Annotated in this window: 12 protein-coding genes; 4 read left to right on the forward strand and 8 right to left on the reverse strand. The window is 60.9% G+C overall.

Annotated elements, in window-relative coordinates:
- Window positions 1–37 precede the first annotated feature (37 nt).
- Entirely contained in the window at window positions 38–1,528 is a 1,491-nt protein-coding gene (locus JNB91_RS16725) for a carnitine 3-dehydrogenase (RefSeq protein ID WP_220326654.1), read from the reverse strand.
- 225 nt (window positions 1,529–1,753) lie between these two features.
- Window positions 1,754–2,656, reverse strand: a complete 903-nt coding sequence (gene bcoG / locus JNB91_RS16730) for a 3-dehydrocarnitine:acetyl-CoA trimethylamine transferase BcoG (RefSeq protein WP_220326655.1) — start codon at window positions 2,654–2,656, stop codon at window positions 1,754–1,756.
- A gap of 105 nt (window positions 2,657–2,761) precedes the next feature.
- Between bcoG and JNB91_RS16735 the strand changes: the two genes are divergently transcribed.
- The 4 genes from JNB91_RS16735 to JNB91_RS16750 all read left to right on the forward strand — a co-directional run bounded on the left by JNB91_RS16735 (window position 2,762) and on the right by JNB91_RS16750 (window position 8,019).
- On the forward strand, window positions 2,762–3,727 hold the full coding sequence (locus JNB91_RS16735; protein WP_220326656.1) for a GlxA family transcriptional regulator: 966 nt from the start codon (window positions 2,762–2,764) through the stop codon (window positions 3,725–3,727).
- Window positions 3,728–4,137: 410 nt separating this feature from the next.
- A complete protein-coding gene (locus JNB91_RS16740; RefSeq protein WP_220326657.1) occupies window positions 4,138–4,440 on the forward strand; it encodes a hypothetical protein in 303 nt (100 codons plus the stop codon).
- A 31-nt stretch (window positions 4,441–4,471) separates the two neighbouring features.
- On the forward strand, window positions 4,472–6,616 hold the full coding sequence (locus JNB91_RS16745; RefSeq protein WP_220326658.1) for a peptidase domain-containing ABC transporter: 2,145 nt from the start codon (window positions 4,472–4,474) through the stop codon (window positions 6,614–6,616).
- On the forward strand, window positions 6,613–8,019 hold the full coding sequence (locus JNB91_RS16750) for an HlyD family type I secretion periplasmic adaptor subunit (RefSeq protein WP_220326659.1): 1,407 nt from the start codon (window positions 6,613–6,615) through the stop codon (window positions 8,017–8,019). Before JNB91_RS16745 ends, JNB91_RS16750 begins: the two co-directional genes overlap by 4 nt.
- 145 nt (window positions 8,020–8,164) lie before the next feature.
- On the opposite strand, the gene JNB91_RS16755 is transcribed toward JNB91_RS16750, so the two are convergent.
- The 6 genes from JNB91_RS16755 to JNB91_RS16780 all read right to left on the reverse strand — a co-directional run bounded on the left by JNB91_RS16755 (window position 8,165) and on the right by JNB91_RS16780 (window position 21,788).
- The gene (locus JNB91_RS16755) at window positions 8,165–9,394 is read right to left on the reverse strand and encodes a GTP-binding protein (protein WP_220326755.1); all 1,230 of its coding nucleotides are present in this window, start codon (window positions 9,392–9,394) and stop codon (window positions 8,165–8,167) included.
- A 42-nt stretch (window positions 9,395–9,436) separates the two neighbouring features.
- On the reverse strand, window positions 9,437–15,118 hold the full coding sequence (locus JNB91_RS16760) for a DUF4082 domain-containing protein (RefSeq protein ID WP_220326660.1): 5,682 nt from the start codon (window positions 15,116–15,118) through the stop codon (window positions 9,437–9,439).
- A 665-nt stretch (window positions 15,119–15,783) separates the two neighbouring features.
- On the reverse strand, window positions 15,784–16,689 hold the full coding sequence (gene kdgD, locus JNB91_RS16765) for a 5-dehydro-4-deoxyglucarate dehydratase (protein ID WP_220326661.1): 906 nt from the start codon (window positions 16,687–16,689) through the stop codon (window positions 15,784–15,786).
- A gap of 73 nt (window positions 16,690–16,762) precedes the next feature.
- The gene (locus tag JNB91_RS16770; RefSeq protein ID WP_220326662.1) at window positions 16,763–17,968 is read right to left on the reverse strand and encodes a pyridoxal phosphate-dependent aminotransferase; all 1,206 of its coding nucleotides are present in this window, start codon (window positions 17,966–17,968) and stop codon (window positions 16,763–16,765) included.
- Window positions 17,969–18,043: 75 nt separating this feature from the next.
- Window positions 18,044–19,681: a hydantoinase B/oxoprolinase family protein gene (locus JNB91_RS16775; RefSeq protein ID WP_220326663.1), complete on the reverse strand. Its 1,638-nt coding sequence runs from the start codon at window positions 19,679–19,681 to the stop codon at window positions 18,044–18,046.
- A gap of 16 nt (window positions 19,682–19,697) precedes the next feature.
- Complete coding sequence (locus JNB91_RS16780) at window positions 19,698–21,788, reverse strand: hydantoinase/oxoprolinase family protein (RefSeq protein WP_220326664.1); 2,091 nt, start codon at window positions 21,786–21,788, stop codon at window positions 19,698–19,700.
- Between the last annotated feature and the right edge of the window lie 53 nt (window positions 21,789–21,841).

Genomic DNA, 21,841 nt, shown 5'->3' on the forward strand with positions numbered 1-21,841 from the left:
CTCAACATCTTTCCCCGCCGGCAAGCAAAGCAACATCTCAGGCCTTCTCTCCCACGGAGCGTCCCACCCCATCCGGCACCGGCAGTCTCGCATGGGCTTCAGCAATAGGCCTCAGTCTGCCAAGTATATCCGCCGGTGCGGCGGTTGTTTTGCCGGCACCGGAGTCCACATGCAGCATCAGTTGCTCGGCAGTCGCAAGTGCCGCGCCGGTCTGACCATCATGGAGGGTGGTGAAATACCGGATGCGTTTTTCATCAAATCCGAGCACCTGAAGCGTCGTGTAAAGCGCCTGCCCCAGCTTTGCCTCACCGAGGTGCCGGATATGGGTCTCGACCGTATAATAGCTATGGCCCTTTTCGACATAGGCAAAGTCGACACCGATCAGTCGCAGCAGCACATCCGACGTATCGCCGAAGACCTGCAGGTAACGATGCTCGGTCATGTGGCCGTTATAATCCACCCAGGCGGCGCTCACCTTGGTATCGACCAGCCGCAGCGGCTGAGAAAAATCCGAAAAGTCCTTCTTGCCGCCCCCCTTGGCCCAGAGCGACTTTTCGAAATCGGCCAGCACTTTTCCCGAACCCCAGCCCTTTCCGCCATCCCCGGCTTTGAGCGCCTGCATGATACCGACGAGGTTTTCGTCACGGATCCGTTCCAGCTCGCGGATTCCGCGGGCGCCCGATTGCGCATCCGATTGCGCCGCGATCTTGTCGACCAGAGCATCGTCCAGATCAACCACATCCGTCAGCTTCGTCCACGGCCATGAAAGGCAGGGGCCGAACTGCGCCAGAAAATGCCGCATGCCCGCCTCGCCGCCGGCAATACGATAGGTCTCGAACAGGCCCATCTGCGCCCAGCGCATGCCGAAGGAATAGCGGATCACATCGTCCAGCGTCTCGGTATCGCAGATGTCGTCATGGATGAGCCACAGCCCTTCGCGCCATATCGCTTCCAGCAGCCGGTCGCCGACAAAGGCCTCGATCTCCTTCTTCAGGATCACACCCTTCATCCCGATCGGCGCCAGCCGGGCTTTCGCCAGTTCCAGCGTCTCGGGAGACGTCCTTTCCCCGCCAACCAGTTCGGCCAGCGGCAGAAGATAGACCGGATTATAGGGATGGGCGACGAACATCCGCCCGGGATGTTTCATGTCCCGCTGCAACTCGGTCGGCATGATGCCGGACGTGGACGATCCGATCAGCGCTTCCGGATCGGCATATCTGTCGATCTCGGTGAGCACGCCGCGCTTGAGATCGAGGCGCTCGGGAACGCTTTCCTGTATCCAGTCCGCCCCGGCAACGGCTTCTTCCACACTTCCGTAAAATGTCAGCCTTCCCCTCGGCGGCAAAGGCGCCATGGTCAGCATGGCATAGGCCCGCTCGGCATTCGCCAACACTTCGCCAACAATCCGTTTCGCCTCCGGATGCGGATCGTACATCGACACATCTATCCCGCCGAGCAGAAACCGCGCCGCCCACGCCCCCCCGATAACGCCCCCGCCGATGCAGGCTGCTTTTCTGATGCTCGTCATGAATTTTCTCCCCGTGTTCCGTCGTGTTGCCCCTCATCCGCCTGCCGGCACCTTCTCCCCGTCTTGACGGGGAGAAGGACGCTAGCTGCAACCTCTCCGTCCCTCGCCGATGTCGAGCGGGGCATGTCCCCTCTCTCCGCTTGCGTGGAGAGGTGGAGCGCAGCTTGCTGCGCTCTGGGTGAGGGGCAGCGTTTCGCTCAGCAGCTTGTGATTAAGCGGCAGCTCCTACCGCTTCCTCAGCTTCAGCTTCTCACGCACCGCATCCGGCCCGATCACTTTCGCTCCCATGCCCTCGATCACCCCGACCGCCTTTTCCACCAATTGCGCATTGGTCGCGAGCTGCCCCTTGCCTGCATAAAGATTGTCCTCAAGCCCGACCCGGACATTCCCCCCGGCCAGAACCGCGGCCGCCGGATAGGCAAGCGCATTACGACCGATCGAAAAGGCCGAAAAAGTCCAGCGCTTCGGCACATTGTTGACCATCGCCATGAAGGTGTTGAGATCATCCGGCGCTCCCCACGGGATACCCATGCAAAGCTGGATCAGCACCGGATCCTCGATCAGCCCCTCCTCCACAAGCTGCTTTGCAAACCACAGATGGCCGGTATCGAAGGCCTCGATCTCGGGTCGCACGCCAAGCGCCGTCATCTGCCGCGCCATCTCGCGCAGCATCGAAGGCGTGTTGGTCATCACGTAATCGCCGAGCGAAAAGTTCATCGTGCCGCAATCAAGCGTGCAGATCTCCGGCAGGCATTCGGCGACATGCGCCACGCGTTCGGTCGCCCCCGCCATATCGGTGCCATCGTGATTATAGGGGAACGGCGCCTCGACATTGCCGAACACCAGATCCCCGCCCATCCCTGCCGTCAGGTTCAACACGACATCGATATCCGCGGAGCGAATGCGATCGGTCACTTCGCGGTAAAGTTCAAGATCGCGCGCTGCAGCTCCTGTCTCAGGATTTCGGACATGACAGTGAACCACCGCCGCCCCCGCCCTGGCGGCATCGATCGCCGACACCGCGATCTCCTTAGGCGTAATCGGAACATGGCCGGACTTTCCGGTCGTATCGCCGGCACCAGTCACGGCGCAGGTAATGAAGACCTCACGGTTCATCTCGAGCGGCATTCTTCCCTCCTTTTGACTGACGCCATTACGGGCGAGGCAAAAGGAAAATGCTTTCCACAATCGGCACTGCTCTATACATTATCGGAGCATCGCGAAGGGAAGCGTATGGGGGAAAACCAGCATATCGACATTCTCGTTCTGCCGGAGACCAACCTCATCCTGCTCGCCTCGGTGATCGAACCGCTGCGGGCCGCAAACCGCATCGCGGGCAAAAATCTCTATCGCTGGACGCTCTATTCCCCTGACGGCCACCCGGTCGAAACGACATCCGGTGTGCCGGTCCCCGTCACCGGCGCATTCCGCCCTTCCCGCGAAACAGACCCGCTCTTCGTTCTGGCAAGCTACAACTGGAAACGCGCCGCCACCCGCGAACTGAAATTCCTTCTGTCCCAGACCGCCCGGCACCGGACATCGATCGCCGGCATCGAAAGCGGCGCCTTCATCCTCGCCGAAGCGAGCCTGCTCGACGGCTTTTCAGCCACCACCCATTGGGAGGATTTCGACGATTTCTCCCACGCCTATCCGCATGTCGGCCTGATGCGCAAACGTTTCGTCATCGACGCCAAGCGCATCACCACCGGCGGACCTTTGCCGACGCTCGACCTGATGCTGGAACTGATCCGCCGCGCACACGGACACTCACTGGCGCTCGAGGTCTCGCGGCTGTTCATTTACCAACAGGAGCGCGATCTGGATGAGCGGTCAGAGCACCCGGCGGCCATTAACACGGCGAGCATGGACCCGCGCTTGCAGGCGGCCGTGAAGCTGATGGAGGACACGGTGGAAACGCCTTTGCCTCTCGCGCGGCTCGCCAGACGATCCGGCATCAGCATTCGCCACCTGCAGGATATGTTTCGCCAGACAATGGGCGTCGCGCCGCATACCCACTATCTCGCGCTTCGGCTCAACGCCGCGCGCCGCAAGGTCATCGAGACAAAGGCCGGCTTTGCCGATATAGCCGCCGAAACCGGTTTCAACTCCGCTTCGGCTTTTTCACGCAGCTATCGCGCAAGCTACTCCGAAAGCCCAAGCGAGACACGCCGCCGCCTCAAGCTTCCGATCGGGGGTTGAGAGCCAGCGGAGAACCGCCAAATTCACTTTCAGCAAGCACTTCCGGGGAAGCGTTTACTCTTCCTGAAACGCCTTCTCGCGTCTCTTGCTTACAGCCGATGACAGGCGGCAACCATCTTCGCGTTTTGAAGCGCAGCAGACATCGCGTAGATCGGACCTAAAGCTCCGTCTTTAGGTTGAGGCGACCTCATCACATTTAAGGTGTGCGACGAACCCGGCCCTCCCAAGAGCCAATGCCCGCTCGCGGGATTTATCGGGCATAGTGACGAGGCAGCGAAGGCGAGGCCGACCCATATCGCATGTCGCCTGACAAGAAACCAACATTTCATGCACCGGCACTAACCCCAACTTCGCAAGGCCCGGCCCTAGGTGCCTGCGGACCGACAATTGCCATAGATACGGAGATTGGGATGACAGACGAATTGTATTGCGACGGCATCAGTGAGATCACCGTGACAGGTCCGATCGTCCGTCTGGACATGACCTCCCTTTGTCCCAGCAAGCGTGACAGCAACGGCAACCCGGAACCGGTTCTCCGCCAGCGGGTCATCATGCCGATCGAAGCTTTTGCCAACGCCGTCGATCTCATGCAGAAGGCCCTGGACGGGCTGGTCGAGGCGGGTGCCCTGCGAAGGAACACTCCCCTGATCCCCATGGGGGAAAGCGATCTCATGGATCCGTCGCCGGCAAATACCTCGCCGAACTTCAACTGACGGCAAATGGCGAAGGTCAGCGACTGAAGCCATGAGCGAACTCATACACACAAATCTGCACTGTCTTTGTCTGGTCGCCCGCCACCATGGAGCCGACCTCTCCCCCGACCGGCTGCAGCATGACTATAACGTCGGAGACACACCGGTCTCGACGCGGCAACTGCTTCGCATGGCAAAGGATGCGGGCCTGCGTGCCCGTAGTCTGGCTATGGACTGGGGCTCCCTCTTCAAGCTGGGTCAGGCCTATCCGGTGCTCGCCGAGCTGGAAAACGGCAACTGGATCGTGATCGCGGGCACATCTGAAGCCGATGGCGTCGAGACCATACATGTCCTTGATCCGCTGGCGCTGCGGCCTGACCCCATCATCCTGACCGAGGAAAAGTTCTCAAAGAGCTGGCGCGGCAGCGTCGTGCTGGTCAAGCGCGGCTATCGCCTGACGGACGAAGACCAGCCTTTCGGGCTTCGCTGGTTCATTCCCGACATCATCCGCCAGCGCAGTCTTTTCCGCGATGTCGGACTTGCGGCCATTATCCTCTATGGGCTGGGCCTCGCCACGCCGCTCTTCTTTCAGCTGGTGATCGACAAGGTTCTGGTTCATCAGAGCTACGCAACGCTTGCCGTACTCACGGTCGGCATTGCCATCGCGCTGGTTTTCGACGCGGTCTTCACCTTCCTGCGCCGCTATATCCTGCTCTATGCGACGAACAGGATAGACATAAGGGTGGCGACCAGAACCTTCGGCCATCTCCTGTTCCTGCCGATTGCTCTCTTCGAACAGGCATCGGCGGGCGTGTTGGTAAAACACATGCAGCAGAGCGGGCGGATTCGCGAGTTCCTCACCGGCCGCCTGTTTCTGACGCTGCTCGACGGCCTGTCGCTGCTGGTCTTCGTACCGGTTCTCTTCCTCTACAGCGTCAAGCTGACACTTGTGGTTCTGGGCTTTACAGCCCTCGTTGCAGTCGTCGTGGCGCTGCTCGTCGGCCCGTTCCAGCGGCGTCTTCAGGCCCTCTATCAGGCGGAAGGCGAACGCCAGGCGCTTCTGGTCGAAACAGTACACGGAATGCGAACCGTCAAATCGCTGGCGCTGGAGCCGCGCCAGAGGAAGGTGTGGGACGATCAGTCGGCACGCGCCATCTCCGTCCGTTTCCATGTCGACAAGATCTCGACGGCGGCCCAGGCACTGACGGGCCTTCTCGAGAAGCTGATGAGTGTCGCCATTATCGGGCTCGGCGCACTGGCCGTCTTCGACAACACGATGACGATCGGCGCACTGGTGGCGTTCAACATGCTGGCGGGGCGGGTTTCCGGCCCCCTTCTACAGATCGTCACCATGGTCCACGAATATCAGGAGGTTGCTTTATCGGTACGGATGCTCGGCGAGATCATGAACCAGCGTCCGGAACAGTCCGGTCGCGGCAGGGGCATCAGCCCTCCCCTCACCGGCCGGATCGAATTCGACAGGATATCGTTTCGCTACGGGCCGGATGGCGCACCCGCGCTCGACGATATTTCCTTCAATATCCCCGCCGGTTCGCTTTTCGGCATCGTGGGCAAAAGCGGCTCGGGCAAAACGACCGTAACCCGGCTCATCCAGGGGCTCTACCAGAACCAGCAGGGCATTATCCGCATCGACGGTTACGACAGCCGCGAAATCGATCTCGTCCATCTTCGCACCAGCATAGGTGTGGTCCTGCAGGACAATTTCCTGTTCCGCGGATCGGTGCGGGACAATATCGCGGCAACCAAGCCCGGCGCGACGATCGAGGAGATCGTGGCGGCAGCCCAATTGGCCGGGGCGGAAGAATTCATCGAACGTCTGCCGCGGGGTTTCGACACGTTGCTGGAGGAAAACGCCAGCAACCTGTCCGGTGGCCAGCGGCAGCGGCTTGCCATCGCCCGGGCGCTGATCACCGATCCAAAGCTGCTGATCTTCGACGAAGCGACCAGCGCGCTCGATCCCGACAGCGAGGCGATCATCAGACAGAACCTGAGCAAAATCGCCGCGGGACGCACGGTCATCATCGTGTCGCACCGCCTCTCGACCCTCACCGATGCCGACGCAATCCTCGTGCTGGAGCGTGGGAAGATCGCCGATATCGGTCCGCATGATCAGCTTGTCTCCCGCTGCATGACCTATCGTCATCTGTGGGCACAGCAGATGAGGCAAGTGGCATGACCGAACCCCGACAACAGAGCGAAAAACTGCCTGTTCCCGTGTCAAAGCCCGGATCGGCTCTGGCTTCCAGGCAGCATCTGTCGTCTGTGATCATTGACTTCCAGTCGGATGCCGTGGAACTTGAGGAAAGACCGCCGCCACGGGTGGCGAAAGTGACGCTCTATACGCTTTCCGCCCTCATCTGTGCAGCGATCCTGTGGGCGTCCATATCGGAAGTCGATGAAGTCGTCATCGCGACCGGCAAGCTGGTCACGAGCCAGCCCACCATGGTCGTCCAGCCGCTGGAAACCTCCATCATCCGCTCTCTCGACGTCAGCGTCGGCGAGACTGTCCATGCAGGGCAGGATCTTGCGACGCTCGATCCAACATTCAGCCAGGCCGACATGGTCCAGCAACAGTCGAAATTCAACGCCTTCGACGCCCAGGTCAAACGGCTTGAAGCCGAGACGGCGGGAATTGATTATCCGTCAATAGCCGGCAAATCACCCGATGAGCAGCTTCAGGTCGCGCTGTTTCGGCAGCGGGATGCCTATTATCGCGCACAGGTGCAGAATTTCGACGCACAGATTGCCGGCCAGTCGGCAACGATATCCGCCGGCGATGAACAGGCCAGCATTCTTCAGGGCCGTCTCGATACGCTCGGCCAGATCGAGTCAACCCGTGAAGGCCTTTATCGCCGGGATGCCGGATCGCTGCTCCTGCTTCTCGTCGCGAGAGATGCGCGCCTCGATGTCGATGCCGATCTCTCTGCCATTCGCGGTAAGAGCGCCGAAGCGGCGCATGTGTTAAAAAGGGTGACAGCCGAAAAGCAGGCTTTCCTGGAGGATTTCCGCCGGGCGGCAATGGAACAGCTCGTCGAATTGCGCGACCAGCGAGATACGGCCGCCGAGGAACTCAAGAAGATGGAACTGCGCCGCACGATGATCACCCTCAAGGCGCCGGCGGACGCGGTCGTGCTCGATCTCGCGGAGCGTTCGGTGGGATCGGTCGTGCGCGACGCCGAACCGATCGTCACCCTGGTGCCTCTCGACGTTCCGCTGGAGGCCGAGGTCTCGGTCGGCTCGCTCGACATTGCCCGCATTGCAGACGGCATGGATGCGCGCATCAAGCTGGACGCCTATCCATTCCAGAAATTCGGCACCGCCTCCGGCAATGTCAGGGTCATCAGCCGGGATACGTTCGAGCCGACCCAGCAGGAGGTTACCGCAGGACAGTCTCCCCTGCCCTTTTTCAGGGCGCGGGTAGCGCTGACAGATACCCGCCTCCACGCACCGGATGAAACCGTGCGGCTGCTTCCCGGAATGACGGTCTCGGCCGAAATCAAGGTTGGACGCCGCACCATCATGTCCTACATCCTCTATCCCCTGGTCAAAGGCCTCGATAGCGCCCTGCGGGAGCCGTAAGCGCCGCGATCACTCCGCTTGACGATCGACCAAGGTGACAGTTCCCGATTGATGAAATCTACCGACGCGACGCCTGTCGTCGGCTCTCTGGCGAGCGCTCCAAGGAGACACAGCATCTCTCAGCACCAAGATGCGACGCGCAGGTCTACCAGGCCGGAAACGGGTCCCGAAGTTGAGCCCAATCCGGTGGATTGGGGCTTGCCAAGCATCCGTCCAGTGAGGCTCGGATACCGGCCTCGTCCATGCCCACACCGATAAACACCAGCTCCTGGCGACGATCGCCCCAGGCGCTGTCCCACCAGCTTTCCACATGCTGACGAAACTGCTCATGGCTCGGCCAGTCTGCTCGCGGAACGGCGGCCCACCACAGGCCCATCGGTTCGCAGCGTCGCTGCACCCCGGCGACCGACATGATCCCGACATGACGCGGCCGCGTCGCAAGCCAGAAATGACCCTTGGCACGAATGACGCCGGGCCATGGCTCGTCCAGAAAAGCCCGGAATCCTTCCGGGTCGAACGGACGCCGCGTGCGATAGACGAAACTGGAAACGCCGTATTCCTCCGTCTCGGGCACGTGCTCTTCCGGATTGTAAAGCTCCTTGTGCCATAGCGGATGTGCAGCGGCCTTCTCCTCATCGAAGAGACCGGTATTGAGAATGGCCGCAAGAGCAACCTCACCGAAATCGACCTCTACCTGGCGCGCATCGGGATTGAGCGCGGCAACCGTCTTGCGAAGCTCCGCCCGAACCTCTTCGGAAACGTCGGAAATCTTGTTGATCACGACGATATCGGCAAACTCGATCTGGTCCACCAGCAGATCAATGAGAGTGCGGCTGTCCTCGCCGTCCCGCTCGAGCCCGCGGTCCTTCAGCATATCGGCACTGCTGTAATCGGCAAACAGGCTGGCGGCATCGACGACGGTCACCATCGTGTCCAGCCTGGCAAAATCGGAAAGCGAGACACCATTCTCGTCGCGAAAGGAAAAGGTTGCGGCGATCGGGCGTGGTTCGGCAATGCCGGTCCCCTCGATCAGCAGATAGTCGTATTTCCCCGCTTCCGCCAGCCGCCGCACTTCCGCCAGAAGGTCTTCGCGCAGGGTGCAGCATATGCAGCCATTGCTGAGCTCGACCAAAGTCTCCGTCGTGTGCGAGAGGTTGCAATTGCCGTTGCGAATGAGGCTGGCGTCGATGTTCACCTCGCTCATGTCGTTGACGATGACCGCAACCCGCAGCCCCTCACGGTTTGTCAGCACATGGCTGAGCAGCGTCGTCTTGCCGGAGCCGAGAAATCCGGCAAGCACCGTCACCGGCAGCCTGTTATCCACGCCCGCCGGCAAGCCTTTTATGCCGACATGCGCCGCGATCGGCCCTTGCATCATCTCAGCCTCGTTCAGCACCCTGCCTCTCCCATCTGCCCGTCATGCGGCAAGTTGCGGCCGGAAGACGACATCGGCCCAGTAATTGGCGGAATCATATGTGCTGTTCGGGAAGATGCCCTGGGTCGCCGATCCGCCATAGGCATAGACCCCGTTGCCGCCGGCGGCAGAACTGGACAGTGCTGTCAACGGACCGCTGGTGACGGCGCTGCCGAAGAAGCCGTTGCTCGCCACATAGGTGCCGGTCGTGTGATAGGAGGCGACATAGGTCGTGTTGGCCGCGATCGTATAAGGCGTTGCAAGGTTTACGGTCTGCCAGCCGGTGGCCGAAGTGTTGGTAAAATTGGCCGTCGCCAGCCTCGTGCCGGTCGCCGACCACAGATCGACAACGTTCTGGCCGGTATCACCGGGGCTGCGATAGAACTTGATGCCGGTGATCTGGCCGGCGGCGCTCGAGCGGAATTTTACCCCAAGCCCAATTTGCGAACCGTCCCTGAGGCCCGTTTGGGCAGGCGTCGCCGACGCGGAGAAAAGACTGTAGCTCGCGGCCTGCGGCGTCGTCGAGGTTACGATATTGAAAGTCTCGCTGGCGGAAAGCCCGCCGATATCAGTCGCGGCCACCCTGACGCCATAGGTACCGGCTGCCGTCGGCGTGCCGCTGAACGTACGCGTCGAGGCATTGAAGCTCAGCCAACTCGGCAAGGCCGAGCCATCGGCCGATGTCGCCGTATAGGTCAGCGTATCGCCGCTATCGACATCGGTGAACGTATTGGCCGGCAGTACGAAGGAATAGGCCGTCCCGATCGTCGCATTCTGGTTGGCCGTCTGGGCGGCAAGCACCGGCGCATCATTGGCGCCGCGGATGGTGACGGTAAGATTGGCGGTAGCGGTCGCCCCGGCAGTATCCCGCATCGTATAACTGAACACATCGCTCAACGTGTTGGTCGACAGTCGCAGCGCCTGCACCGCGGCATTGCTCTCGTTGATCGTATAGGTATACGCCCCGGCCGCATTGAGGACCAGACTGCCATAAGTCCCGGTCAGCGCGTTGCCGAGCGTACCGGTCGTCGTGCCGAAGCGCACAGCGGTAACGGTCTTTGTATCCCCGGCATCCGGATCCGTATCGTTGGTCAGCACATTGCCGGTGGCGTTCGAACCGCCCGTGGCATTGGCAATACCGCCCTTCTCCGTCGCCTCGCCCGCATCGGCCACCGCCGTCGGCGTCGCGTTGCCGAGCGTGCCCACCGTTGGATCGAAGATCACATCGACCCAGTAATTCGTCGCCTGATAGGTCTCGGTCGGAGCCACATTACCGCTGCCATAGGCGAAGACGCCATTATTGCTGCCGGGTGCGGTGAGCGGTCCGCTCGTCACATTGGACGTGAAGTAATTGGACGTCGTCGAGTAACGACCGGCACTGGTGTAGTAGGAGGCCGTATAGATCTGTCCGGGCGTCAACGTTACGGGACTGGAGAAATTCGCCGTCTGCCAACCACTGGCTGTCTCGCCGGTGAAGGTAAGGGTCGCGATCCGCGTGCCTGAACTGTTCCACAGCGATCCCGTATGCGTCCCCGTATCCTGACTGCCCTTGTAGAAGCGGATACCGCTCACCGTTCCGGCCACCGATGTCTGGAACCGAACCCCGAGTTCGACGGCATTCGTATCGGAATTGTTGGTGACGGCCGGTGTCGCGGACGTCGAGAACAGGCTGTAGCTCGCAGGCTGCGGCGTCGTCGATGTCACGATATTGAAGGTCTCGCTGGCGGAAAGCCCGCCGATATCGGCCACGGCCACCCTGACGCCATAGGTGCCGGCTGCCGTCGGCGTGCCGCTGAACGTGCGCGTCGAGGCATTGAAACTCAGCCAGCCGGGCAAAGCCGAGCCGTCTGCCGAGGTCGCCGTGTAGGTCAGCGTATCGCCGCTGTCGACATCCGTGAACGTGTTGGCCGGCAGGACAAAGGAATAGGCTGTCCCGATCGTCGCATTCTGGTTGGCCGTCTGGGCTGCCAGCACCGGCGCATCATTGGCCCCGCGGATGGTCACCGTGAGATTGGCCACGGCTGTCGCCCCGGCAGTGTCCCGCATCGTATAGCTGAACACATCGCTCAGCGTATTGGTCGACAGCCGCAATGCCTGAACGGCGGCATTGCTCTCGTTGATCGTATAGGTATAGACCCCGGCCGCATTCAAAACGAGGCTGCCATAAGACCCGGCCAGAGCGTTGCCAAGCGAACCGGTGGTGGTCCCAAAACGCACGGCGGTGACGGTCTTGGTATCCCCGGCATCCGGATCCGTGTCGTTGGTCAGCACATTGCCGGTGGCGTTCGAGCCGCCTGTGGCATTGGCAATCCCACCCTTCTCCGTCGCCTCGCCCGCATCGGCCACCGCTGTCGGCGCCGTGTTGCCGGGCGTGCCCGTCGATGGATTGAACATCACATCGACCCAGTAATTCGTCGCCTCGTACGTTTCGGTCGGAGCCGTGCCGCCATTGCCATAGACGAACACACCATTATTGCTGCCCGGCACTGTCAGCGGGCCACTTGTCAGGTTGGAGGTGAAGTAGTTGGCCGTTGATGAATAATAACCGGCACTGGTGTGATAGGAGGCGGTATAGACCTGCCCCGGCGTCAGGGTCACCGGACTTGCGAAAGTACCCGTCTGCCAGCCGCTGGCGGTCTCGCCGGTGAACGTGAGGGTCGCAATCCGTGTGCCCGTGCTGTCCCAAAGCGATCCTGTATGGGTACCCGTATTCTGGTTGCCCTTGTAGAACCGGATACCGCTCACCGTGCCGGCCGCCGATGTCTGGAAGCGGATGCCGAGTTCGACCGCCGACGTATCGGCGGTGTTGGCAACGGCCGGCGTCGCCGAAGCCGGAAACAAGGACGTGTAGCTCGGTCCAGCGACCGTCACCGTACGCCCCGCCGACGGCGTTTCAAGGTTGATACTGTCATCCACCGCGCGGGACCGGATCGTATAGGTTCCCGCAGCCGTCGGCGTCCATGAATATGTCCAGTTCTCGTCGCCCGTCGCCGGATGCCAACTCGCGCCGTTGTCGGTGGAGACTTCCACCCCGGCAATCACCCCGCCGCCCGTATCGGTGGCTGTGCCGGTCAAGGTGACGGCAGATCCGACCGCAACGGTCGCGAGCGCATTGACGACGGATGTGGGAGCCGTCTCGTCGCTGGACTCGATGCCAGCGATCAGCCCCGATTGCAGCGTGCCCGGTTGAATGCCCATATCGGCCAGGAGGTTGACCATGGCTTGCTGCACGCGCGGATCGGTCGGCGTCACCTCCTTGTCGTGATTGTCGCTCAATCCCCAGGACCAGTAGACGGTGCCTGCGCCGAACACCAGCGCACCGCTCGGCGCACGATAGAGCGTCAGATTGTGGGTCGAGACAGCGCTGCCGGTCGTATTCCCGTAGTCGAGCAGATAGGTGTTAACCGGCAGCGTCGTGGACGACAGTTTCACAAGGCCCGCTGGGTCGAAACCGTTATCGACCGCTTCATCCCATTCATAGCCCAGATAGTTCTTGGTCAGCGTTGCCGTCTGGCCCGCCTGAAGATTGGCGACACTCGTATTACGCCAGAAGCGCAGGTTGGCATCATCATAAGGAACGGTGATCGACTGAAGATTGGTGCCGACGTCATCCACCTTGAACAATTGTCCCGTCAGCGAATTCTCCGGGCTTCCCCCGCCAATCGCTGGCGGGCTCTGGCGCGGATCGCGGAACGTGCCCGTCCACTCATTGGAAGGATCGATGCTGCTGCCGGGCGCCCAGGTTTCCTTGTAGGAAATCAGCGTACGGTAAGGCGTCGCATCGCTGCTGTAGCTATTGCCCCAGCGCGTTCGCCAATAGACCTCGTTGCCGCTCCAGAATTGCAGATGCACGCCGGCATCGCGCGCCGCCTCGACATTGGCCCGTTGCTGCCCGGACCAGTATTCATCATGCCCGACATCGAGATACATTTTGTGGTTGAGAAGCAGGCTCCCGTAACGGTCGGCATCCACGCCCGACATATACGAAACGTCATAGCCGTTCTGCTCCAGCCAATAGATGCCCGCATATTCGGCCCCGAACAGATAATCCTGCGGACCGGCAAAGGTGCCGACCCCGCCGCGGGTCGCGATCGGCCTGTTGTAGCTGACCGCATAGGCCCGCCCTGCCCCCTGCCCTGTGGCGGGCCCGTTTCCACCGTAGAAATTGGCTCCGCCCCAGCCGTTATAGGCCTGCCAGGTCTGGTCGGCCGTCTGGAAGACAATGTCACTCCGGCTGTCATCGTCACGCACGATGAAGGGGATGTGGTTTTCTCCGAACGTGCCGTCCTGGCGCACGAGCTTGGCGATATAGACGCCGGAAACGGCATCGTCGGGCACGGCCCAGGAGGCCGAGACGGACCAGTTGCCCGCATCCACCGTGCCGGTCGCGCCATTGCGCAACGGTGTCGGCTGCGACTGCAGCCCGGTATGCTGAAGTGTATCGACCTTTCGGGCACCCATCCCTCCGTAATAGCCAAGCCGATAGATATCGATGCGATAATTGGTCGAATTCGTATTGATCTTGAAATCGATGGTCTTGCCGTTATCGACGCTGATATCGGTGGCGAACCCCTCAATGTTTGTGCTGCCCGCACCGTCGATGCCCCACTCGCTCTCGGGATTGCCCTGCAACTGGTTTTCCAGCACGATCGGGTTGATGGCCGTGACCGTCGCAGGCGCGGCAGGCCTGCCAGCGGTGCGCGTGGTGACGGAGCCACCGAGATAACCAATGCCTTTGGAATTGGTCGGACCTGTCCCCGTTTCGCCGCCGCCCGGCAAGGATCCGGTCCAGGTCTTCGATTGGGTTCCGGTAGCTGTCCCCCGCCAGTCCGGCGCGGGTGCGAGGTCACGATCGAGCAGGGGATCGCTGGTAGAGGGCCCCATGGTCGGTTTGGATGTCGCCACATGGTCCGGCCCTTCGGTCAGCCTCGTTCCGGGCAATTGCCCGTCTTCCCGCAATATTCCACCCTTCTGCGCCCAGTCGAGCATCCGCGTGGGCGAGGTGAGATAGCCGCATCCGCAGACACCGAAGGGCATGCCGACCGCCAGGGAATGAGTGCCGCCAAGATGGGCCGCCGTCTGCGCCGAAGGTGCCGTCTCGAGAATGACGACATTACCTGAAGAGGCCGTCCTGCTTGCAGCCGCATTCGGATCCGGCGTAGCTCCGCTCCCTGACGTCACCTGCGCCGGGCTCTGCTGCAGATAGGCAGCCAGGGGATCATCGGGAAGTGAAGTGGCTGCCGAATAGGTCGAATGAACGGACGACTGGCCGCCGAACGAAGCACCGTTTTTCTCCCGCTGGAAGAACGCGAAATGTTGCGGCATTGCGGCCGATGGCAACGCATCGCCCCTTCCACCGATCGATCGCATTGCAGAAGTCGGCGCAACCGTCTCCGCTATGGTCGTTGTCGCGTTGCCGGTTTCGTCGATCCTGGCCTCAAGGTCCGCGTCCTGAACCGCCCGCTGTCCAGCCGCATCCTCGCCGAGGGCAGAGTTGTTGTCGGGATCTTCGGAAATTGCGCCACTATCGTTTCCACCTGCGGCCTGCGCATGTGCCGCAACCTTGACCTCACGGCCGCCTGCAGGCTTGCCTGATTTCTCATTTCTGCCAGCGCTCAGATATTTGGGAACCAGCGCATCCAACCAACGGGAGTTGGAAGCCCACCGGCGAGCACTGCGATCCATGGCATGCCCCTCTCGCAAGATTCGGAGATGAAATATGTGGGCTTGCTCTACAAGCCCCTCTCGAACTCTAGCCGAAAAAAGGAGCGGCTTTATCCTACCCATTTGGACGAGAGAGGGCATCCTTTCAGCCTACCCCCGCAGCTCAGGACTGCGCTGTTCGGCTGTCGAGAGTGACGAGATCCACCGTCACCGCGCCGGCTAGCTTGAGAAGATAGGAGGCCGTGCATTCACCGACCATCACGTTGGCGGTGAAGCCTACGACATCATCGCCTCAAGGGGATATCTGCTTCAACACTCGCCGGTGATGCGAAGCAGCAAGGCTATATCCGAAGTCTTTGCCAGAGTTCACCAGCTTGCAGCAACCGATGCTGTCCACAATCAGACACTGCTTTCCACGCTCGCTCTGGAGCTTCTGGCCCATCTGGTACGCCCGATAGAAGACCTGTCGATCACAGATATTCTCGGATTTTCGAAATCATTCAAAAATCGTCGGGGTATGTCCCCCACTGGATGGCGGCATCGAACGCGTGACGGGTCGCCATGAACGGTTTTGTTCGACTTGGAATGAACATACGCGCACTTTATCGGCCGTTCGCCTCACAGCTTATCGCGTTTCCAGAATTGACGTGATGCAGCCATGTGTCTGCACCACGCCATCCAACCTATCAGCGTTTCATGCTACCGATGAGCTTTTCCATCATCGCCATTTCTTCTGCCGACAGATCCTGCAGCGGCGGACGAACCGGGCCGGCATCAAAGCCCTGGAGGCGCACACCGGCCTTGACGGCGGAAACGGCATAACCCTTGGCCCGGTTGCGGATCGCCATGAACGGATAAAAGAAATCGATCAGGATCTTCTCGCATTTTGCCCGCTCGCCGGCGCGAAGCGCCTTGTAGAAATCAACGGCAAGGCCCGGTACGAAATTGAAGACGGCAGAAGAATAGGTGGTGAAGCCGGCACCGAGATAAGCTTCCGCAAACAGCTCGGCAGTCGGCATGCCGCCGAGATAAGTCAGCCGATCGCCCATCTTCACGGTGATCTGGCGCACCAGGCCGATGTCACCGGTACCGTCCTTGAAGCCGACGAGGTTTTCGCATTCGTCGCAAAGCCTTGCCAGCGTATCGGCCTGCAGCACCGAGTTGTCGCGGTTATAGACCATGACGCCCATGCCGGTTGACTGGCAGACGGCCTTGATATGGCGATAGAGACCTTCCTGCGGAGCGTCGATGAGGTAATGCGGCAGAAGCAGAATGCCATCGGCACCGGCTTTTTCGACCGATCGGGCAATGCCGACGGCAATCTCGGTGCCATAACCGCAGCCGGATACGATCGGCGTCTTTCCGGCAGCCTCCTTGGCAACGCGGACGATCTGCGGGATTTCCGCCGGCGTCAGCGAAAAGAACTCGCCCGTCCCGCCGGCGGCAAACAGCGTGGCGGCCTCGTAGCCTGAGAGCCAGTTGACGTGTTCGGCATAGCTCTTGGCGTTGAATTTGCCCTCGCCGTCAAAATGCGTGACGGGGAAAGACAAAAGGCCGGCGCCCAGCACCTGTTTCAACTCCTCGGTCTTCATCATGTACCTCCTTGTCTGCGAGATGCCTGATCCGGTATCTCTTTCGTGATTTTCAGTTGCGGGGATTGGCGTCTCAGGGTTTCAGCGAGCGAACCATATCGGCCAGCCTCTCGCAGGCGCTCTCGAGTTCGGCTTCGGATGCGGCAATAGACAGGCGGATGAAGCCCGGCGCAGCAAATGCAGCCCCCGGCACGCTCGACAGGCCGAATGTCTGCAACAGATGCGCCGCAAACGCGGTATCATCACCGAGGACTTCGCCATCGGCGGTCTTGCGGCCAATCAGTCGCTGCACGCCGATGAAGGCGTAGAAGGCCCCATCGGGCGCTATGAAATCGATCCCCTCGATCTCCGCCAGCCGGCCTGCCACGATCTTTGCGCGCCCGGCAAATGTTCGAGCGCCCTCGCCGACAAAAGCCTGATCTCCGGTCAGGGCCGCGATTGCTGCAGCCTGAGCGACCGGAGAAACGCATGAGACGCTTTGCGACTGCATCTTGTTGAGCGTCGAAATCAGCGCCTTCGGGCCTGCCGCATAACCCAGCCGCCAACCCGTCATTGCGTAAGCCTTGGAGACGCCGTTGACGATCAAGGTCCGCTCCCGCAATTGCGGGCAGGCCCCGCCGAAGGAGACGAAGGGCGTGTCGTTCAACAGCACATGTTCGTAGATCTCGTCGGAGACGACGAGCATACGCGGATGGCGCGCCAGCACTTCGGCAAGCTTACGATATTCGTCGGCGGAATAGATCGCCCCCGTTGGATTGGACGGAGAATTCAGCATCAGCCATCTGGTCTTCGGTGTAATCGCTGCTTCGAGCTGCTCAGCCGATAGCTTGAAACCGGCATCCGCCCCGCAGGTCAGATAGACCGGTGTGCCCCCATGCAGCGAGACGATGTCGCCGTAAGACACCCAGCAAGGTGTGGGGATGATGACTTCATCACCCGGCTCCAGTGTTGCGAGGAACACGTCGAACAGGATCTGCTTGGCGCCATTGGCGACCATCACCTCGTCGGCCGAGTAATCCAGGCCGTTTTCCGTCTTGAACTTCTTGACGATCGCCTGACGCAAGCTTTCCATTCCCGCTGGGGCGCCATAGCGGATTCCGCCCTTGCGGATCGCTTCAACGGCCGCTTCCGCCACATGCGGCGGCGGTTCGAAATCCGGCTCGCCCAGCGACAGGTCGATAATGTCGTGGCCTTCCGATGCCAGCTTCTTTGCCGCCATGGCGATCGCCATGCTCGGAGACGATTTGATGCCCGCAGCACGGCGGTTCTCGAAACTCATTTTCGGCTTCCTTGGAGAATGCGTTCTGATCGAAACCGGGCGAGGCCTCTGCCTCGCCCGACACTCTTGGGAGAGTTATTTCGAAGCGACGTAGTCGAAGGCGATATCGCGTTCTGCCGCAGCGACATCCCGCTTATCAGCCGACCCGTAACCGCCGCCGCCCGGAAGCTGCAGGATCAGCCTGCGACCAGCCGGAACATGCTGGCGTCCCTTGGAAGCGAGACGGGTTCCGTCATCCAGCAGCACGGCACCGGCAGCACCGTTTTCACCGCCTTCGCGACCACGCGGCGGATGATCGACACGGTCGAACATGGCGTTGAAATGCATCTCGTGACCTTCGGTCGGCGAGATTTCCACCACCTGGCCGAGACCGCCACGGAACTGGCCGGCACCACCCGATCCGTCACGCAGTTCCTTGCGCCAGAAGATGACCGGACCGACATGCTCGGTCGCTTCGATCGACATGGAATGCACGCCGCTCGGGAATGCCGTGGCGCTCATGCCGTCAAGCGTCGGGCGTGCGCCGGAACCGCCACTGTTGAACAGCAGAACCTCTGCGCGCTGGCCGCCATCGGCCGGAGCCATGTCGCCCTGAAGCGGGCGAACGCTGACATGCAGGTTCCACAGCGCGCCTGCACCTTCGGCCGGGATCTTGCCGGGCAACATCTTGTGCACGGCGCCGAGCACGGCATCGGGCACCAGATGGCCAAGCACGTGGCGAACCGAGACCGGAGCCGGATGCTGCGCATTCAGGATGCAATTCTTCGGCGCGATGACGCGGAACGGCAAGAGCGAATAGTGGTTATTTGGAATATCGGGCGCGATCGCGACCTTCATGCCATAGCAGGCATAGGCCGCCGAATAGATGATCGGGCAATTGATGCCTTTCGGGCTCGGCCCCGAAGTACCGTCAAAGTCAGCAAGGATATGATCATCGCCCACATCGAGGCGCACGGCGATATCGATCGGCGAGCCGTAGCCATCGACCCGCATCGTGTTGGAATACGAGCCCTTCGGCAGTGCAGCGATCCGTTCGATCGTAGCGTCATAGCTGCGCTTGAAGATGAATTCGCCGAGCGTCTCCAGATCGACGAGCTGGAACTCTTCCATCATGTCCATCAGGCGGCGGTGGCCGATCTCGTTGCAGGCGGCAAGCGAATAGACGTCACCAACGACCTGATGGCTCTCGCGCACATTGTTGTGCAGGATGTTGACGAGATCCTTGTTGACCTTGCCGCGCTCGGCGAACTTCATGATCGGAACGAAAATGCCTTCTTCGTAGACCTCGTTCGCATCCGGCCCGAAACCGCGGCCGCCGACATCGACCACGTGGGCCGTGCATGCGAAATAACCGACGAGAGCGCCGTTGCGGAAGCTCGGCGAGACGACGGTGAAGTCGTGCAGATGACCGGTGCCCTTCCACGGATCGTTGGTGATGTAGACGTCACCTTCAAAGATGTTTTCCGGCCCGATATCGCGGATGAAGTGACCGACAGCTTCCGCCATCGCGTTGACATGGCCGGGCGTGCCGGTGACCGCCTGGGCGATCATCAGGCCGCCGCGGTTGAAGACGCCAGCGGAAAGGTCGCCCGATTCACGCACGCTCGTGGAGAATGCGGTACGGATGAGGGTGATGGCCTGCTCTTCAACGACGGAGATCAGCCGGTTCCACATGATCTGCATGTGAACGTCGGAAAGTGCATTGGTTTTCATGGATAGGATCCTCCGTTCAAGCGCTCTGCTTGACGCGTACGAGCAGGCAGCCATCGGCCTGCATGATGACTTCGCGGCTGGCGGTAATGATGGTCGAGGTTTCGCGTTCGGTGATCACGGCAGGCCCCGAGACGAAATCACCCGGTTTCATGTCTGCGCGGTCGACGATCGAAGCCTTCTGGAAGCTGCCTTCCTGCACGTCGAAGATCTCGCGAGTGCCGCGAACCTTTGCCTCACCGGCCTTTGCCGTCCTGCCGATCCGCTCCGGCGGCGCGACCTTGGATGTGGCCCGCAGTGACCAGCTGACGATCTCGACATCGAGCCCGTCGATGACGCGGCCGAAAAAGTGTTCGTATTGCTCGTCGAACAGTTTGCGGAACAGATCGCCATCGGCATCCGCATAGTCACGAACCTCGATCGTCACCGGCACTTCCCAGCCCTGACCGACGTAACGCATGTAAGCAATGCACTCGAGATCCGGATCGGCATCCGGCGCGCCTGAGCGCACGAAGGATGTCGCTTCCGCGATCAGCTCTGAAACCGTTTGATTGATCGCGGAAGCATCGAAGCGGCTGAGGCGGCTATAGGCGCTGCGAACGCTTTCGAAACCGAAGGGAGCGCGCAGGAAGCCGATGGCCGAGCCGACACCGGCACCCGGCGGGATCAGAAGTTCGGCCATGCCGAGCTTTTCGCAAAGGCGCGCCGCGTGGATGGGGGCCGCACCGCCGAAGGCGATCATGGTGAACTCGGTAAGCTCCTTGCCGTTTTCCACGGCGTGCATGCGCGCCGCATTGCTCATGTTCTCGTCGACCACTTCGCTGAGGCCATAGGCTGCCGTTGCAATATCCGTCTCGAGCTTGGAGGCGAGATCCGTATCCATCGCCTTGTCGGAGGCCGGGCGATCAAGCTTCATCGCGCCCCCGGCAAATTCGTCGGCATCCAGACGGCCAAGGATCAGGTCGGCATCGGTGACTGTCGGGTTTGCGCCGCCGCGACCGTAGCAGGCAGGACCCGGCTCGGAACCGGCGCTGTGAGGGCCGACGCGGATCTGGCGCATGCTGTCGATCGTAGCGATCGAGCCGCCGCCTGCGCCGATTTCCACCATCTCGATAACGGGAATAGAGATCGGCATGCCGCTGCCCTTCTTGAAGCGCCAGGTGCGTGCCACTTCGAAGGTCTTCGAGGTCTTCGGCGTCTGTTTTTCGATCAGGCAGATTTTTGCGGTCGTGCCGCCCATGTCATAGGAGAGCACCTGATCGAGACCATAGCTGCTGGCAATATGGGCCGCGAAGATCGCACCGCCGGCCGGGCCAGATTCAAGCAGGCGCACCGGAAATTCGACGGCGCTTTCGACGCTGATGATGCCGCCGCCCGAGTGGATCATGAAGACCGGGCAACGCGTACCTTCTTCGGTCAGGCGACCGACGAGGCGGTTCAAGTAGGAAGCCATCAGCGGCTTGACGAAAGCATTGGCGCAGACGGTGTTGAAACGCTGGAATTCACGCATCTGCGGCGAGACTTCCGAAGAGATCGAAACCGAAATATCTGCCTTCTTGGCGAGAAGCCGATCTCTCACGATCTTCTCGTGCGTGCCGTTCAGATAGGAGTGGATGAAGCCGATGGCGACGCTCTCATAGCCGGCAGCGATGATGTGATCACACAGGGCATCGACTTCATCGAGATCAAGCGGCTTCAACACAAGACCATCGGCACCGATACGTTCATCAACGACAAACCGTTCGTTGCGCGGCACGAGCGGCGCCGGCAGAACGATATCGAGGTCATACTGCTCGAAACGGCTTTCGGTGCGCATCTCGATGACGTCGCGAAAACCCTTGGTGGTGATGAAGGCGGTGCGCGCCCCGCGCCGCTCGATCAGTGCATTGGTGGCGAGCGTCGTGCCGTGAATGATCGTGTCGATTTCGGAAAGTTCGACGCCGGCAACCTCCGCCACCTGCCGGATACCCTTGACGATCGCATTTTCGGGATAGGAATAGTCGGTCAGCACTTTGATCGAATGGAGCGTGATGCCTACCTCCATCGCAACGTCGGTGAAGGTGCCACCGATATCGACACCGACCCTGATCTGCTTGCCATCTTTCGCCATTGTCTGTCTCATGCTCCATAAGCGAGCTGTTGTTGCGTGCTGCCCGAAAACCC

The sequence above is a fragment of the Aliirhizobium wenxiniae genome (assembly GCF_019511445.1).
GTDB lineage: Bacteria > Pseudomonadota > Alphaproteobacteria > Rhizobiales > Rhizobiaceae > Neorhizobium > Neorhizobium wenxiniae_A.